Origin of the sequence: Streptomyces sp. NPDC008086 (genome assembly GCF_042957325.1) — a bacterium.
Classification (GTDB): domain Bacteria; phylum Actinomycetota; class Actinomycetes; order Streptomycetales; family Streptomycetaceae; genus Streptomyces.
On the sequence record NZ_JBIBIA010000005.1, the window covers coordinates 113756 to 129329 of the forward strand.

Sequence of the window (15574 nt, forward strand, 5' to 3'; positions counted from 1 at the left end):
CGGGTCCCGTCAGGCGGCCACCCCCTGCGCCAGTGTGCCGCGCAGGCGCCGGGCCTGGGTCACCAGCCGGGACGAGCCACGACGGTCCGCCGTCCGCGCCAGGTGCGGTATCTCCTCGCGGGCTCCCGTGCGTTCCGCGCACTCCGCGGCGACGGCCAGGAGATCCGCGAGCCCCCGCGCCGGTGCGGCCGAACCTTCGCTCGCGAGGTCCGCGAGCAGGGCGGGCAGGGTGTGCCGGAGCATCCCCCATATGGTGGCGTTCGCCCCCGTGGCCACCGCTGTCCGCATCGACTCCACGAGGCGCGACGGCTTCACGGCCCCGAGTCGCGCCAACTGTCCCAGGTCCGCGCCGATCCGCGCCGTGTCGAGCTGACCACGCGCCGCCAGCACCAGCAGGGCGTCCACAGCGGCGAGCCGGTCCTCCGGATGCCGGGCACCGAGCCCGTACGCCACGGCCAGATGGACCGCCTCACCGGCCTCGCCGCCCGACTCGGCCAGCAGGGGCAGAACCGCCGCGTCCCCTCGGCTGTCGTTGACGGCGACCGAGGAGAAGTCGCGCAGCATCCTGACCGCCACGACCTCACGCTGCTCGGGGAGCAGGGCCAGCCAGTGCTGCCGCATACCGTCGCTCCAGTGGTAGCAGTGCCAGCGATCCCGGTAGACGCTCGCGGGCCGCCCCAACGGCCGGAAGCCGGACGGGAAGTCTCCCTGCAGCTCCGGCACTTCCGCCGATTCGACGAGTATCCGGTCCTGAGCCGTCCGCCGCCGGAACGCCGGCACGGCGGGAGCTCCGGACACCAGCCACGCGGAGAGCCGCGTCCCCTCCGGGGTGCCGAGCTCCGCCGCCCGCCGAGCTGCCGCCTCGGCCACCGCACGGTCGCCGCGCCGGACCCGCAGCAGCGCCTGCGCGAAGTCGGCGTCCGACACCCGAGCGCCGAGGTACCGGTACTCGTCCAGCCGTGCCACCAGCTCGTCCGGCTCCAGCAGGCCCGTGCCCCAGGTGGGCGTGGACAGCAGGAACGGCAGCGGCTCGGTGCGGATGCGGTACGCGACCTCCCAGATACGGGTCTCGAAGGCACGGGCGAGCGGGCTGTGGCCGCAGTCGGTGGTGACGGTCCAACGCCGGCGGGCCTTGTCGAGTGTGGTGGTCAGCAGGTTCCCTCGCAGTGTCGCGAGCAGGAGCTCAAGGCCGTGCGCCGCGTTGAACAGACCGTGGTTCCCGGTGAAGTGGTCGTCGGCGCCGAACCCGTGTCGAGGATCCCGCTGGTTCCACCAGCGCCCCGCGACGACCGGTTCCAGGGCCTCCATCAGCATGTCCCGGTCGCGGTACGCATGCCGCACGAGTCCGTCCAGGGCCCGCTCGAAGGTCGCCACGTCCCCTTCGGTGGCGAGCAACGCCCCTATCTCTTCGGCGAGTTCCGTGGCCGAATCGGGTGCGGGTGCGAGACGAACCGGCTGCGGTGCGGGTGGCAGGACCTCCTCGTACGTCACCGGCTCCGCCGCGACGGGGGACGCGCCGAGGCTCTGGGCGGCCCGCGCCCGCAGGGTGGGAATCAACTGGCCTGCCGCCGTGGCGAGTTCCTCCCGTACCTCGGCGGTGCCGGCCTTGCGGACATGCCGTTCCACCAGCTTCAGTGCCCGCTCCTGCACGTCCGAGTCCTCGTGACCGAAGGCCTGGGCCACCGCGGGCAGCAACTCGTCGGCTGTGGAGGCGTCCCGGGCGATCACCTTGCCCAACAGGACCAGCTGGGCCCGCACCAGCTTCTTCTCGGTGCGGAAGAGGACGGCGCCCGACAGCTCGGCCAGTTGACGTGCGGTCAGTTCACCATCCAGGGCCAGCGACGCCAGCACCGACTGGGCGTGTGCCGCCACGACGGACGCGGCCTCGGAGGCCAGGGCCAGCCAGTCGGCCAGGTGCTCCCGCTCCTCCTCGCGGGTGAGGGCGAAGGACTTGAGCATGCGCAGGAACACCCGGTGGTCGGCGGCCGGGCCGCCCCGCAGCAGCCGTGCCAGGCACGCGTCGACCGTCGCCCTCCGGTCCAGGACGCCTTCGACGGTGAGCCGCGCGAGCGCCTCCGTCCAGCTGTCCGGACCTTCGGTTGCCGTCCAGGCCAGCCGGCCGCCGATGTCGTTCGTCTGGAAGAGCGCCGCCGCGAGCCGCCCGAGGTGCGGGTCCTTGCGCAACCGGTCCAGGACCGTGTCGCCGTGCTGCCAGACGTGGCCGATGTGCTCCACCCACCCGTGGACATAGGCCTCCGTCGTCGGCACCGGGCAGCCGGAGAGCCTCACCAGGCCCGCCATCAACTCGTACGGCACCCGGGAGCTGACCGGACGCTCGGCCAGTCGGTGCACCACGTCGCCGAGCCAGCCGGGAGCCCGGTCGCCCAGGAGGTCGATCAGCACGCCCGGGGACGCGGGCCACCAGCGCATGTCGGAGGCCGCCAGCCAGCTCGCCACACCGGCCGCGCCGGTCTGGCACGCAGCCCCCGCCGCATGCAGGGTGGGATAGGCGCGGCGGGCCTGCGCCGTCCACTGGTCCGCCCTCAGTTCCTTGCGCAGTGCCTTCAACTCGGGGAAGCACGCCCGCCGTTCGGCGTCCGTCATCCCGTCCAGCAGGCTCACCGCCTCGGCCGTCCGCCCGGCCCGTACCTCGTCCACCAGTGAACTCATCGCGCACCCCCGTCGACTCGTGCCATGTCCAGCTCCGCCGCGGCGATGCCGCGCCGCACCATCCGTACCGCCAGGGCGTGCTTGCACGGGCCGCGCCCGCCCCGGTACTTCGCCCACCACAGGCAACTGCAACTGAGCACGCCCGCATGGTCGCGCACCCGGTGCACATGTCCGTCCTCCGCCGTCACCGTCCCGACGGCGCCGTCCAGCGTCACCGCGCCCGCCGCCACCAGCGCCCGGGCCGCACGCAGCCGCGGGTTGTGCCGCTCCACGCGTTCGGCGTCGTACGGCAGCTCCCGGTGGAAGTACGCCGCCTCCGCCGTGTCGTATCCGACCCGCCCCGACGTGCCCAGACGGACCAGGGCCGCCCGCACGCGCTCGGGTGTGAGGCCCGAGGCGGCCGCCAGGTCGGCCACGTCGACACGGGGCTCCCACGCGAGGAGCACCGCGATCAGCTCCGCGTCCCCGGCGGCCTCGTCGGTCGTGAGCGCGTCGAGGACGCCGCCCTCGCCGGAGAAGCCACGCGAGGCGTCGGGCGACAGGGTCAGCGTCAGCCGCATGCCCGGCAGGACCACCTCCCACGCACTGGCCGTGGCCGCCCCGCCGCCGGTGACCGCGGGGCCGTACACCCGCAGGGCCGTGGCATGCCGCAGCACCCGCTGCAGCGCGACCAGCCGCTCCGGGCCGGGCAGACACACCGCACCGGGCACCGCACGCGTGGTCGGCCGCAGCCCGCCGCTCCCCGACGGCACCACCCATCGTGCACCCACCGAGGCGCCCCGCGCCCCACCGCGCGGCAGCGCCCGCAGGAAACGCACGGCCTCGGCGGCCGGCAGCTCGGCCCGCAGATCGAAGCCCGCCGCTATGACCTGCGCCTCCGCGAAGCCCCGCAGCCAGCGGTCCGGGAGCGGCACCTTCTTCTCCACCACCGGACCGTCCAGCGTGGTCACCGCCAGCTCCTCCGGACCCACGCGCAGATGCAGCGGATCGTCCGCGCCCATCCTGGACAGGGCCTCGCGCAGCGGGTTGTTGACGTCGACGTTCGTCGTGCCGTGCCCCACCTCGCCGCCGTCCAGGCCCGACTCCAGCACGTCCAGGCGGGCGTACACCCCGCAGCAGCCGGAGAAGGACTCGAAGCGCAGCCGATCGCCGTTGCCGGTCACGACCGGGTCGAGGGAGGCGCCCAGCTGCCGCTGGTAGTACCGGGCGGCCGCGACGTCGGCGACCGCGAGCAACCCGGCGGAGGCCACCTGAGGAGACGTCAGGAAGCCCGCGAAGAACCGCGGATGGTCCTCGGCGCCCGAGGGCGTCGCACCCCGGGAGGTCTCGAGCCCCAGGCGCTGTCCGTCCGCCGCGGACTCCAGCACGGAGGGTCGGCAATAGGCCACGGCCTGCAAAGATCGCGTCATGGAAAAACCGTAGAGGCGACCACTGACAATCGGCTCTGACCTGCGAGAACATCGGCGAGAAAGCCAACTCTCAGGCCGAGTTCGCCCGGGCGGGCCCTCCGTCGGGGCAGGCGGACACGACCGTGCCGCGCACCGGGGGATGACACCGGTGCGCGGCACGAGGTCCAGGCTACGGGAGTTACTGACCGACCCGGCCCGGCTGCAGTACCTGGGTGAACAGCACGGTGCCGTCGGACTCGCGCAGCCGGACCGTCAGCTCGCCGCTGTCGCCGTCGATGTCGACCTCGCCGAAGAACTGGTAACCGCCGGCCGGCGAGACGTTCGCGGTCGTCGGCGCCTTGATGAACACCCGGTCCGGACCGAAGGTGTTGTCCAGCGTGTTCGCCGGGAATGCACCCGCGTTGAGCGGGCCGGAGACGAACTCCCAGAACGGCTCGAAGTCGGTGAAGGCCGCCCGGGACGGCTGGTAGTGCTGGGCCGAGGTGTAGTGCACGTCGGCGGTCAGCCACACCGTGCCGGTGATCCCGCGGTGCTTGATGAACCGCAGCAGTTCCGCGATCTGCAGTTCCCGGCCCAGCGGCGCCCCCGGGTCGCCCTGCGCGACGGCCTCGACGTTCGGCTTGCCGTCGCCGGTGTCCGGCACCACCAGGCCGATCGGCATGTCCGAGGCGATCACCTTCCACACCGCCCGGGAGCGGGTCAGCTCGCGCTTGAGCCACCGCAACTGCTCGGCGCCGAGGATGCCCTGCGCGTCCGTGGCCTGGTCGTCCGTGGAGTTGGCGTTGCGGTAGGTGCGCATGTCCAGCACGAACACGTCCAGCAGCGGGCCGTGGTTGACCACGCGGTAGACCCGGCCGTCGGGGCGGCGCAGCGTCGAGATGGGGAAGTACTCCGAGAATGCCTGCCGCGCGCGGGAGGCCAGTACGTCGACGTTCTTCTCGGTGTAGCGGGCGTCGGCCAGGATCTCGCCGGGGTACCAGTTGTTGGTCACCTCGTGGTCGTCCCACTGGATGATGGACGGGACCTGGGCGTTGAACCGCTTGAGGTTGTCGTCGAGCAGGTTGTACCGGAAGTTGCCGCGGAACTCCGCCAGGGTCTCGGCGACCTTGGACTTCTCCTCGGTGGTGATGTTCCGCCAGGTGCTGCCGTCGGGCAGCGCGACCGAGGCCGAGATCGGGCCGTCGGCGTAGATGTTGTCACCGCTGCACAGGAAGAAGTCCGGGTCCAGCGCGGCCATCGCGTCGTAGATCCGGTAGCCGCCGAAGTCCGGGTTGATGCCCCAGCCCTGACCGGCGAGGTCGCCCGACCACACGAACCGGACCCCGTCGCGCCGACGCGCCGAGGCCGTACGGAAGGTGCCGGTGACCGGTTGGCCGGTGCGGCGCGGGTCGTCCGGGTCGGCGAGGAGCACGCGGTAGTGGATCTGCTCGCCGGACGGCAGGCCGCGCAGCCGGGTCGTGCCGGTGAAGTCCGTGTCCGCGCCGAGCAGCGGGCCGTGCCATCTGCGCGGCTTGCGGAACGACTCGGTCGCGGACGTCTCCACGATCATCCGGGCCGGACGGTCGGACCGCACCCACACCAGCCCCGAGTCGCAGGTCACGTCGCCCGTCTGGACGCCCCATCCCGCCCTGGGCCGCCCCGACAGGGCGAACGCCGGTGCCGAGCCGAGCGCCGTGGGCAGGGTGAGCGCCGCCGAAGCGGCGAGCGAACCGCGCAGAACGCTGCGACGGCCCGGGAACGAACGGTGTGACATGGAGGCCTCCAGGGGCGGGATCCGGCCAGTGTGCAGTGCCACAACTACTGGTGCGCCGCAGCGCCCACGCAAACCACAAGTGAACAACTGACCGCATCCGCAAGGGAACCGGCACGCCAGAGGCGAGTCGTACCCAGCGCCGAGCGTTGCTCAGCTCCGACCCGTGGCGGTCGCCTCGGCCATGAGGCGTACGCCCGCCCGGATCCGTGTCGGCGGCAGATGCGCGTACCCCAGCACCAGCCGCACCCCCTGCCGCCCCGTCCGCACACCCTCCCGCCCGTCCTCTCCGGCACGCGCGTGTGCGTGGTCCGCGTGCGCGTAGTCCGTCAGCGGACGCACCGCCACACCGGCCTGGGCCACGCGCGCGAGGAACCGCTCCTGCGGCCCGTACCGTTCCGGCAGCGCCGCGATGACGTGCAGCCCCGCGGCGATCCCGGTCACCTCCGCGCCCGGAAAGTGCTCCTCCAGCGCGGAGACGAGGGCGTCGCGACGCTCCCGGTACGCGCGCTGGCACCGGCGCAGCTGGCGGTCGTAGTCGCCACGCTCCACGAACCGGGCGAACAGCGCCTGGTCGAGGGTCGGGTGCCCGAGGTCCATGGTCCGCTTCCGCTCGACGACGTCCTCGGCCAGCGCCTCCGGTACGAGCAGCCAGCCGAGCCGCAGCCCTGGGGCGAGCGACTTGCTGACCGACCCCGCGTAGGCGACGCGCTCCGGGTCGAGGCCCTGGAGGGCGCCGACGGGGGCGCGGTCGTACCGGAAGTCGCCGTCGTAGTCGTCCTCCAGGACGAATCCGTCCACGGACCGCGCCCAGTCGAGCAGCTCGGTACGGCGGCGGGCGGAGTAGGCGATCCCGGTGGGGAACTGGTGGGCCGGCGTCGTGACGACGGACCGTACGCCCGACTCCCGCAGCGGACCCATGACGAACCCCTCGTCGTCCAGCGGCAACGGCACCGTGGCGACGCCCGCGGCCGCGTAGAGGGCGTCGTGCTGCGGGCTTCCGGGGTTCTCCACGCCGACTTCGCGCAGCCCGCGCGCGTGCAGGACGAAACCGAGCAGCGTCGTCGCCTGCGCCACGCCGGAGACGACCACCAGGCGCTCCGGATCCGCGACCACGCCCCGGCGGCGTGCCAGCAGCTCGGCCAGGGCCGTACGGAGCCGGGGCAGCCCGCGCGGGTCGGGATAGCCGAGCTCGTGGTGCGGCAGCTCGGCCAGCACCCCACGCTGCGCGGCCGCCCACGCGGCGCGCGGAAACATCGACAGATCCGGCGTACCGGGGACGAAGTCGGCCCCGGCAACGGTGGCCCGCGGCGCGAGGTCACGCGCGCGTGGCCGGGCCGACCGTACGGCACCGCCCACCCAGGTTCCGGCACCCCGGCCACTGCGCAGATAGCCCTCCGCCGTCAGCTGCTCGTACGCCTCGGTGACCAACCCGCGGGACACGCCGAGGTCGGCCGCGAGGTCCCGGCTCGACGGCAGCCGGGTGTCCGGCGCCAGCCGCCCCGACCGCACCGCCTCACGCAGCGCCGCCTGCAACGAACGCCCACGCGTGCGTGCGGGCGCCGAAGCGGCCGGCAGAAGCAACTCCCAGGCGGCGGAGCCCACCTGCTGCTCGGGGCCGTCGGCCGGATTGGTCTCCGATGACGTCATGAAAGTGGACCTTAATGCGGACCGCGTGGGTTCCTAGCGTCGCTCCCATGAACCCCACCACCACGCGCGGAGCCCTCCTCGCCGCGCTCGCCTGCGTCCTCGTCGGAGCGTCCTTCACCGCCAACAGCCTCCTCGGCGACTACCCGTACGCTGGCGGTCAGTTCCTGCGCTACGGCCTCGCCTGCCTCCTGCTCGTCCCGCTCGTCGGGCGGGGCGCCGCGACCCGGCTGCGCGCGCTCGCCGCGCGTCAGTGGGCCCGCCTCGTCGTCCTCGCCGCGGTCGGCATGGTCGGCTTCAACCTGGCCGTCATCGCCGCCGAGCGCACCGCCGAACCGGCGGTCCCCGGCGTCTTCGTCGGCTGCGCGCCCGTGGTGGTGGCCGTGGTCGTGCCCCTGCTGGACGGGCGGCGGCGACCGCAGCGGACGGTCCTGTACGGGGCGTCGCTCGTCGCCGTCGGCGCGTTCACGGTGCAGGGGTGGGGTCGCACGGACGGCGCCGGAATCGCCTTCTCGGTGTGCGCGCTGATCGGTGAGGTCGGCTTCGCGGTCCTGGCCGTGCCCGTACTGCGCCCTCTGGGCCCGCGGCTGCTGTCCGCCGCGGTGTGCGCGATCGCCGCCGTGGAGTCGGCGGCCGCCGGGCTGCTCCTCGACGGCACGGCGTGGCTGCGCCGGCCCGACACCACCGAGGCCCTGGCCCTCCTGTGGCAGGCCGTGATCGTGACCGTCGTCGGCTTCGTGTGCTGGTACATCGGCATGCAGCGGATCGGCGCCGAGCGCGCCACCCTCTTCTCCGGGCTCATCCCGGTGGCCGCGGCCTGCACCGCCCCGCTCGTCGGAGCCGGCTCCTACGGCGCCGTCCAGGCCCTCGGCAGTGCCCTCGTCGGCGCCGGAGTCGCCCTGGGCTCCGGCGCGTTGACACGCGCCCCGCGCGGGCGCGCCCAGGCCGGGCGCACCTCACGCGCGCGTATCCCGCGCCAGTCAGCGGCTGCCGTCGAGGATGACGCGCGCGACCAGGGCCGGGTCGTCGTTCATGGGGCAGTGGCCGCAGCCGGGCAGCCGGACGAGGCGCGCCCGGGGGATGATCTGCTTGGCGCGCACACCCTGGCGGCGCACGAGCAGCCGGTCCCGGCTGCCCCAGGCCACGGTGACCGGGATCCCGGGGATGTCGTCGGTGAACCGGACGGAACGACCGGCGCCGAGGGTCTGGTCGAAGCCCGTGGCGCCCGCCAGGGCCAGCGTCTCGGCGACCACGGCGTCGGGTGACCGGCGGCCAGGGCGGGCGTAGATCGTGCTGGTCAGGACGGTCCGGCCGGCCGCCGACCGGGAGAGCCGCTCCACCAGCGGCAGCGGCAGCCGCCGCGAGATCTGCCGCATCGCGAGCAGCACCCCGAACGCGTAGCGCCGCTCGGCCTCGGACCAGAAGCCGGCCGGAGAGAGGGCGGTCACGGACCGCGCGAGCTTCTCGCGGCCGAGTTCCAGTGCGATCAGACCGCCCAGCGAGTTGCCCGCCACATGCGGCCGTTCCAGATCCATGGCCTCGCAGAAGGCGCCGAACACGGCCGTCGTCGTGGCCAGGTCGTAGCTGAGGCCCTCGGGCAGGCCGGGGGACGTCCCGAAGCCGGGCAGGTCCACCGAGATCACGTCGCGCTCGGCCGCGAGGATGTCCACTACCGGGTCCCAGACCTGCCGGTGGTGACCGATCCCGTGCAGCAGGAGCAGCGGTTCGCCGCTCCCCACGCGCGCGTAGTCGACGCTCACGCTCTGCGGACCGTGCGGAGAGGCGACCTGGAAGGAGACGGTGGCGGACATGGGGTGCTCCTCGTCTGGGACACGGACGGAGTTCGAGACACGCGGCGGACGGTCGTAGACAGCTTGTCAGCAATTGCTACCGACGGGTAGACCTCTACGGCCGGTGATCCTCGGGAAAGCCGGACTCCCAACCGGTCCCGCGTATCCCGGGGTTGGGCGACAGGCGCCCGTGGTGCCGATTTCGCCTGGACACGGCCGTACGCGTCGGATGGGATGGAACGGTGACCACCGACACCGAGACCGACGTCTTCGAAGAGCACCGCCCCGTCCTCCTGGGAGTCGCCTACCGCATGCTCGGCCGCGTGGCCGACGCGGAGGACGTGGTGCAGGAGGCCTGGCTGCGCTGGTCCCACGCCGACCGGTCCGAGGTGCGCGAACCACGCGCCTACCTGGTGCGCGTCACCACCCGGCTCGCCATCGACCGGCTGCGCCAGGTCAAGGCGCGGGGCGAGACCTATGTCGGCCCCTGGCTGCCGGAGCCGTATGTCACCGACTTCGGGGACACCGTCCCGGACACCGCCGAGCGGGCCGTCCTCGCCGACTCCGTCTCCCTCGCCGTCCTCGTCGTCCTGGAGTCGCTTTCGCCGCTGGAGCGGGCGGTGTTCGTCCTCAGGGAGGCCTTCGGCTACCCGTACGCCGAGATCGCCGCCATGCTCGACCGCGGCGAGCCGGCCGTGCGCCAGCTCGCCGGACGGGCCCGCAAGCACGTCGACGAACGGCGGCCGCGGTACGAGGTCGATCCCGTGCAGCGGCGCGATCTCACCGAACGGTTCCTGGCCGCGGCCGCGGAGGGCGACCTGGAGGGCCTCATGTCCCTGCTCGCCCCGGACGTCCGCCTCGTCGGCGACAGCGGCGGCAAGGCCAAGGCGCCGGTGCGGGTCCTGGAGACCGCCGACAAGGTCGGCCGCTTCCTGATCGGCGCCGCGCGGAAGGGCGCCGCCGACGTGTCCTTCCGGTTCCTGGAGGTCAACGGCGGCCCCGCGGTGCTGGTGCGCTCCGGCGACAAGCCCGACAGCGTCTTCCAGCTGGACGTCCTGGACGGCCGGATCCAGGCGGTCTACATCATCCGCAACCCCGACAAGCTGACGTCGCTGGCGACCGCGTAGCCCCCGCCGCCGCGTCCTGGGCGCGGCGGCCCGGGCCCGTCCCGTGAACGTTCCCGGCCATTGGTATTGACCAAGGGTGAGGGCCGCCCTATGGTCGCTGATAAGTACAACAACCTTTAATAAACAAGGGCGCTAAAACGCCGCTGGGCCACGGCGATTGCGGAGGACAGGGTGGGGACCACGCAGCTCGAATCGGTGCCGGAACCGAAGTACTGGCACCTGAGGACCGTGCTCAGTGAAGCACTGGACTCCGAATTCACCGTGGGCGAGATTCTGCCCAACGAACGCGACCTGGCCGCCCGCTTCGGCGTCGCCAGGGCCACGCTCCGCCAGGCGCTGGAACAGCTCGAACTGGAGGGCAGGCTCCAGCGCCGCCGCGGCGTCGGTACGACCGTCGCGCCGCCGCGCGTGGGCGTCTCCGTCGGCAGCGAGCAGCACACCTGGCCGGGAGCGCCGGACGACGTCTGGCAGCCCGTGGACTGCACGCCGGCGGTCCCTCCCGGGTCCGTGGCCGACGCCCTGGACAGCGGCCGGGACGAGTCCGTGCACATCGTGCGCCGCTCCCGCGTGACGCACGGCCAGCCCGTCGCCGCCGAGTTGCTCTACATCCCGCAGTCGTCGGTGCCCGACCTCTCCGCCATCGACGCCCCGTCCGCAGCGGCACGCGCGCGTGCCGTGCTGCGCGAGCTGCAGCGCCTGGAACTGGAGGGCCAGGAGAGCGCCGTCGAGCTGGGCTCGGCCCGCGCGGACGACGCCAAGGAGCTGGACCGCCTGCCCGGGGCCCCCGTCCTCGTCGTCACCACCCGCTACCTCGCCGAGGGCCGCACCGCCGCGCTCTCCGTCGCCACCTACCGCGCGGACACCTGCCGGCTGACCTTCGGCGACTCCGGCCGCGTGGAGATCCACCAGGACCCGGAACGCCAGGCGTCCTGACCGCAGTACCCGCACATGCCGCGCGCCCCGGAGCCACTTCGGGGCGCGTCGCGTTCAACGGCACGGACGGCGCGTCGTCAGCGCCGCCCGGTCACCGTGCCCTCCACCGCGAACAGCTGCTCCTCCACATGGTCCAGGGCGAGCCGCAGCGCTCCCGTCGCCACGGCAGCCTCGCCGAGGAGGGACAGGGCGACCTTCGGCGGGCGCAGGCAGTAGCGCGCCAGTTCGCGGCGCAGCGGCTCCAGCACGCCGTCCAGACCGGCGGCCCAGCCTCCGACGACGACCAACTCGGGGTCGAGGGCGAGGACCAGGGCGGCCACGTCGTGGACGAGGCGCTGGATGAAGCGCTCGACGGCCGCGAGGGCACGCTGGTCGCCCTTGCGGGCCTGGGCGAAGACCTCGGCGACGGCACGCTCGTCGAGGGGGCGCAGCGGCTCGTCCGTGGTGGACAGCAGGGTCTCCGGCGTCACCTCGCGGCCCAGCAGATGCAGCGCGCCGATCTCACCGGCCGCGCCGCCGAACCCCCGGTGCAGCTGACCGCCGATCAGCGAACCGGCTCCGGGACTCAGCCCGGCCAGCACGAACACGACGTCGTCGGACTCGGTCGCGGAGCCCTTCCAGTGCTCGGCGACCGCCGCCGCGTTGGCGTCGTTCTCCACCAGGACCGGGCACTTGAAGGAACGGCTCAGCCGCTCGCCCAGCCTGAGCCCCGTCCACTCGGGCAGCGCGGCGCCCAGCCGCACGGTCCCGTCGGCCTCGACGATGCCCGGCGTCGCGACGCCGACGGCTCGCAGCGAACCCCGTGCCACACCGGCCCGGCGCAGCAGTTCGGCGACCGCCGTACGCACCCGCTCCAGCCGCTCGTCGGCCGGAGCCGTCTCGTCGACCTCCTTGTCGACGGCGCCCAGCACCCGGCCGTCCAGGTCGGCGAGGAGCGCGGCGACCCGGTGCGCGCCGACGTCCACGCCCAGCAGATGGCCGGCCTCGGCCCGGAACCGGAACCGCCGCGCGGGCCGGCCCTGCCGCCGCACGACACTCTCGTCGGCCGCCTTCTCGACGACGTACCCCGCCTCGATGAGCCCTTCGACGACGCCCTCGACGGTCGGCCGGGACAGTCCGGTCACCCGGGTGATCTCCGTCAGTGTGGCGGCGTCCGTGGCACGCAGCGCGTGCAGCACCACCGCGGAGTTGATCCTTCGCAGCAGCGAGGGATCCCCGCCGGTCAGCTGCCCCAACGTCCGTCCTCCCAGCTCGTGCGCATGTTGGGCGGATGGTACTCGCCGCGGCGCACCCCGGCGAGAGCAGGGCACCCCGACGACCTACCGGTCGGTCTGACCGACGCCGCCTTCCCCGGCGCTCCCCCCAGTGCTCACCCCGGCGCCACGAACCCCGACTCGTACGCCGTGATCACCGCCTGCGTGCGGTCCCGCGCCCCCAGCTTCGCCAGAACCGCGCTCACATGGGACTTCACCGTCTCGGTCCCGACCACCAGCCGGGCGGCGATCTCCGCGTTCGAAAGACCGCGCGTCATCAGCCGCAGCACCTCGGCCTCCCGGTCGGTCAGCCGGGCCCGCTCCAGGACCGCCCGCGCCGCCCGGTTCCCGCCGTCGTCGCCGTACCGCGCGGCGAGCTGCCGCACCGACGCCGGGAACAACAGCGATTCGCCCTCGGCGACCAGCCGCACGGCGTGCACGATCTCGGCCGGCCTGGCCCGCTTCAGCAGGAAGCCGTCGGCCCCGGCCCGCAGGGCCTCGTACACGTACTCGTCGTTCTCGAAGGTCGTGATGACGACGATCTTCGGCGGCGCGTCGACCGTCCGCAGCACCGCGCGCGTGGCCTCGATCCCGTCCAGCAGCGGCATCCGTACGTCCATGGCGACCACGTCGGGCCGCAGCCGCCGCACCAGCGGAATCACCGCCGCCCCGTCGGCCGCCTCCCCGACCACCTCGATGTCGGGCTGCGCCTCCAACACGGCCCGCAGACCCGCGCGTACGAGAGGTTCGTCGTCGACGAGGAGAACGGTGACCGGCATCCGGCCAGCCTAGATCAACTCAACGGCAGCTCAACATGTACCTGCCAGTCACCTCGGTCGGGGCCGGTTCGCGCATGTCCGCCCAGCAGTGCGGCGCGCTCGCGGATGCCGCGCAGGCCGCTGCCTCTGCCGGGCCCGGGTATGACGTCGGTGAGCGGATTGCGGACCTCCAGGGTGAGCGTGCCGTCCGCGACGGCGACACGGACGCGCGCCGGGGCGGCGTCCGCGTGCCGCAGCACGTTGGTCAGCGACTCCTGCAGGATGCGATAGCCCTCCCGGGAGACCGGCCCGGGCACGGTGTCCAACGGCCCGGTCATGTCGGCGTCGACCCTGGTGCCGGAGGCCCGCGCGGATTCCAGCAGGCGGTCGGCGTCCGTGAGTGTCGGTCGGCCGCTGACCGGCCGCTCGGACTCGCGCAGTACGCCGAGGACCCGCTCCAGGTCCTCCAGGGCGGCCCGCCCGGTCTCCTCGATGGCGTCCAGGGCGCGGTCGGTGAAGGCGGGGTCGCCGGCTGCCCGGGCGGCACCCGCCTGGACGACGGCCAAGGTCAGGGCGTGGCCGATGGAGTCGTGGAGCTCACGGGCGATACGGGTGCGTTCCAGCAGTTGCTCGGTGCGCTCCTCCAGGGCGGCGAGGCGCTCGACCGGGGAAGGGCCGAGGAGCCGCAGGGCGAGTGCGGTGATGACCTGGCCCGCGAGGAGTACGAACACTCCGAGTGCCAGTAACCACACCGGCACGAGCAGGGCGTGCCACCAGTGGTGCCCGTCGAGGAGGAACGGCCCGCCCGCCTCGACGTCACGGCCGAACGGCGCCGCCACCAGGTCCGCCGTGGCGAAGACCAGTTGGGCGCTGACCGTCATCGTCACGTAGCCCAGCAGCAGCCTCGACTCCAGCCACACGACGAGCCGTCCACGGTCGCGCCACGAGGCGGACGGCGCGACGACGATGTCGGTGTTCCCGCTGTCGTGCCGGTGACCGGTCAGCAACAGCCTGGCCTGCAACCCCTCCACGGTGCGCATAGCCGGGACCAGCGCGGCCGGGGCGAGCACCGCGGCCGCGATCAGCCAGATCCACCACACCTCCCGCACGAACAGCAGCAGGCTCGGCGCCACGACGGCGATGAACAGATGCAGCCATCGTGTGTACGTCACCGCCCGGCCGAACGGGCGCAGCATGCGGACCATTTGGTCATCGTGCCAGCCGCCACTGACAACCGGCCTCCCCCGCACGGGGGAGACGATCTCCACCGGTGGGGGAGGGCCGGAGCCGACCCCGACCGCCAGGCTGCTGCCATGACCAGCATCGAAGTCCAAGCCCTCACCAAGGAGTACGGCACCCGGCGAGCCGTGGACGACCTCACCTTCACCGTCCTCCCCGGCCGTGTCACCGGCTTCCTCGGCCCCAACGGGGCCGGGAAGTCCACCACCATGCGGCTCGTGCTCGGCCTCGACCGGCCGACGTCCGGAACCGCCACGATCGGCGGCCGTGCCTACGCGACCATGAACGAACCCCTGCGCCACGTCGGTGCGTTGCTGGACGCCCAGGCCGCGCACGGCTCCCGCACCGCCCGCGACCACCTGCGCGTCCTCGCCGTGAGCAACCGCCTCGCCGCCCGCCGGGTCGACCAGGTGCTGGAGGAGACCGGGCTCGCCTCGGTCGCGCGCCGCAGGGTGAAGACGTACTCCCTGGGCATGCGTCAGCGGCTCGGCATCGCCGCGGCCCTCCTCGGCGACCCCGACGTGGTCATGCTCGACGAACCCTCCAACGGCCTCGACCCCGAGGGCATCATCTGGATCCGCGACCTGCTGCGCCGGCTCGCGGGGGAGGGTCGCACGGTCCTGGTCTCCAGCCACCTCATGAACGAGACCGCGTCCTTCGCCGACCACCTGGTGGTCCTCGGCCGGGGACGCCTGCTGGCCGACACCCCGATGCGCGAGTTCATCCACGCACGCGTGGAGCCCCGCGTCCGCGTCCGCACCACGGACGCCACCGCGCTCAGGGCGGCCCTCGACCGACACGGGCACGACGCCGTCGAGCACGAGGACGGGCACTGGACCGTGCGCCACGCACGCGTGGACGACATCGGCCGTATCGCCTCGCAGGCCGGTGTCCCTCTCCTCGAACTCGCGGCGGAGGAGGCCACGTTGGAGCAGGCCTACCTCGACCTGACCGCGACCGAGGCCGAGTTCACCGCACAGCCCCAGGAGGCCTGAACC

Annotated in this window: 11 protein-coding genes and 1 pseudogene; 4 read left to right on the forward strand and 8 right to left on the reverse strand. The window is 73.3% G+C overall.

The genetic code is table 11. From position 1 onward, the window contains the following. Window positions 1-9: 9 nt before the first annotated feature. From ACFZBP_RS18420 to ACFZBP_RS18435, 4 genes are all read right to left on the reverse strand, one after another. Window positions 10-2670 (reverse strand): DUF6493 family protein, encoded by a 2661-nt coding sequence (locus ACFZBP_RS18420; protein WP_391414277.1) that lies wholly within the window; start codon window positions 2668-2670, stop codon window positions 10-12. Further along, the gene (locus tag ACFZBP_RS18425) at window positions 2667-4079 is read right to left on the reverse strand and encodes an SWIM zinc finger family protein (RefSeq protein ID WP_391414279.1); all 1413 of its coding nucleotides are present in this window, start codon (window positions 4077-4079) and stop codon (window positions 2667-2669) included. The genes ACFZBP_RS18420 and ACFZBP_RS18425 overlap by 4 nt, the downstream gene beginning before the upstream one ends. A 178-nt stretch (window positions 4080-4257) precedes the next feature. After that, entirely contained in the window at window positions 4258-5832 is a 1575-nt protein-coding gene (locus ACFZBP_RS18430; protein WP_391414281.1) for an alkaline phosphatase D family protein, read from the reverse strand. Window positions 5833-5982: 150 nt separating this feature from the next. Next, complete coding sequence (locus tag ACFZBP_RS18435; protein WP_391414283.1) at window positions 5983-7479, reverse strand: aminotransferase class I/II-fold pyridoxal phosphate-dependent enzyme; 1497 nt, start codon at window positions 7477-7479, stop codon at window positions 5983-5985. A 47-nt stretch (window positions 7480-7526) separates the two neighbouring features. Here ACFZBP_RS18435 and ACFZBP_RS18440 point away from each other — a divergent pair. Continuing rightward, window positions 7527-8318: pseudogene (locus ACFZBP_RS18440) on the forward strand (EamA family transporter); the annotation flags it as partial. 138 nt (window positions 8319-8456) lie between these two features. Here the strand turns inward: ACFZBP_RS18440 and ACFZBP_RS18445 are convergent. Beyond that, window positions 8457-9287 (reverse strand): alpha/beta fold hydrolase, encoded by an 831-nt coding sequence (locus ACFZBP_RS18445; protein WP_391414285.1) that lies wholly within the window; start codon window positions 9285-9287, stop codon window positions 8457-8459. A 221-nt stretch (window positions 9288-9508) separates the two neighbouring features. Here ACFZBP_RS18445 and ACFZBP_RS18450 point away from each other — a divergent pair, with 221 nt between their 5' ends. Next, window positions 9509-10393 carry an RNA polymerase sigma-70 factor gene (locus ACFZBP_RS18450; protein WP_391414287.1) on the forward strand — a complete coding sequence of 295 codons (885 nt, stop codon included), beginning with the start codon at window positions 9509-9511 and terminating at the stop codon, window positions 10391-10393. Window positions 10394-10564: 171 nt separating this feature from the next. Then, on the forward strand, window positions 10565-11326 hold the full coding sequence (locus ACFZBP_RS18455; RefSeq protein WP_391414289.1) for a GntR family transcriptional regulator: 762 nt from the start codon (window positions 10565-10567) through the stop codon (window positions 11324-11326). A 77-nt stretch (window positions 11327-11403) separates the two neighbouring features. Here ACFZBP_RS18455 and ACFZBP_RS18460 read toward each other — a convergent pair whose 3' ends face one another. The 3 genes from ACFZBP_RS18460 to ACFZBP_RS18470 all read right to left on the reverse strand — a co-directional run bounded on the left by ACFZBP_RS18460 (window position 11404) and on the right by ACFZBP_RS18470 (window position 14542). Then, window positions 11404-12561: an ROK family protein gene (locus ACFZBP_RS18460; RefSeq protein ID WP_391414291.1), complete on the reverse strand. Its 1158-nt coding sequence runs from the start codon at window positions 12559-12561 to the stop codon at window positions 11404-11406. A 134-nt stretch (window positions 12562-12695) separates the two neighbouring features. After that, on the reverse strand, window positions 12696-13358 hold the full coding sequence (locus tag ACFZBP_RS18465; RefSeq protein ID WP_391414293.1) for a response regulator: 663 nt from the start codon (window positions 13356-13358) through the stop codon (window positions 12696-12698). A gap of 14 nt (window positions 13359-13372) precedes the next feature. Next, window positions 13373-14542: a sensor histidine kinase gene (locus ACFZBP_RS18470; protein ID WP_383453670.1), complete on the reverse strand. Its 1170-nt coding sequence runs from the start codon at window positions 14540-14542 to the stop codon at window positions 13373-13375. A 108-nt stretch (window positions 14543-14650) separates the two neighbouring features. On the opposite strand from ACFZBP_RS18470, the gene ACFZBP_RS18475 reads away from it, so the two are divergent. After that, window positions 14651-15571 (forward strand): ATP-binding cassette domain-containing protein, encoded by a 921-nt coding sequence (locus ACFZBP_RS18475; RefSeq protein WP_391414295.1) that lies wholly within the window; start codon window positions 14651-14653, stop codon window positions 15569-15571. The last annotated feature ends 3 nt before the right edge of the window (window positions 15572-15574 follow it).

Bases quoted from the DNA above. Each gene is read 5' to 3' on its own strand.
- ACFZBP_RS18420 (WP_391414277.1), bottom strand. From the start codon at position 2,670: ATGAGTTCACTGGTGGACGAGGTACGGGCCGGGCGGACGGCCGAGGCG.
- ACFZBP_RS18425 (WP_391414279.1), bottom strand. From the start codon at position 4,079: ATGACGCGATCTTTGCAGGCCGTGGCCTATTGCCGACCCTCCGTGCTG.
- ACFZBP_RS18430 (WP_391414281.1), bottom strand. From the start codon at position 5,832: ATGTCACACCGTTCGTTCCCGGGCCGTCGCAGCGTTCTGCGCGGTTCG.
- ACFZBP_RS18435 (WP_391414283.1), bottom strand. From the start codon at position 7,479: ATGACGTCATCGGAGACCAATCCGGCCGACGGCCCCGAGCAGCAGGTG.
- ACFZBP_RS18445 (WP_391414285.1), bottom strand. From the start codon at position 9,287: ATGTCCGCCACCGTCTCCTTCCAGGTCGCCTCTCCGCACGGTCCGCAG.
- ACFZBP_RS18465 (WP_391414293.1), bottom strand. From the start codon at position 13,358: ATGCCGGTCACCGTTCTCCTCGTCGACGACGAACCTCTCGTACGCGCG.
- ACFZBP_RS18470 (WP_383453670.1), bottom strand. From the start codon at position 14,542: ATGGTCCGCATGCTGCGCCCGTTCGGCCGGGCGGTGACGTACACACGA.
- ACFZBP_RS18475 (WP_391414295.1), top strand. From the start codon at position 14,651: ATGACCAGCATCGAAGTCCAAGCCCTCACCAAGGAGTACGGCACCCGG.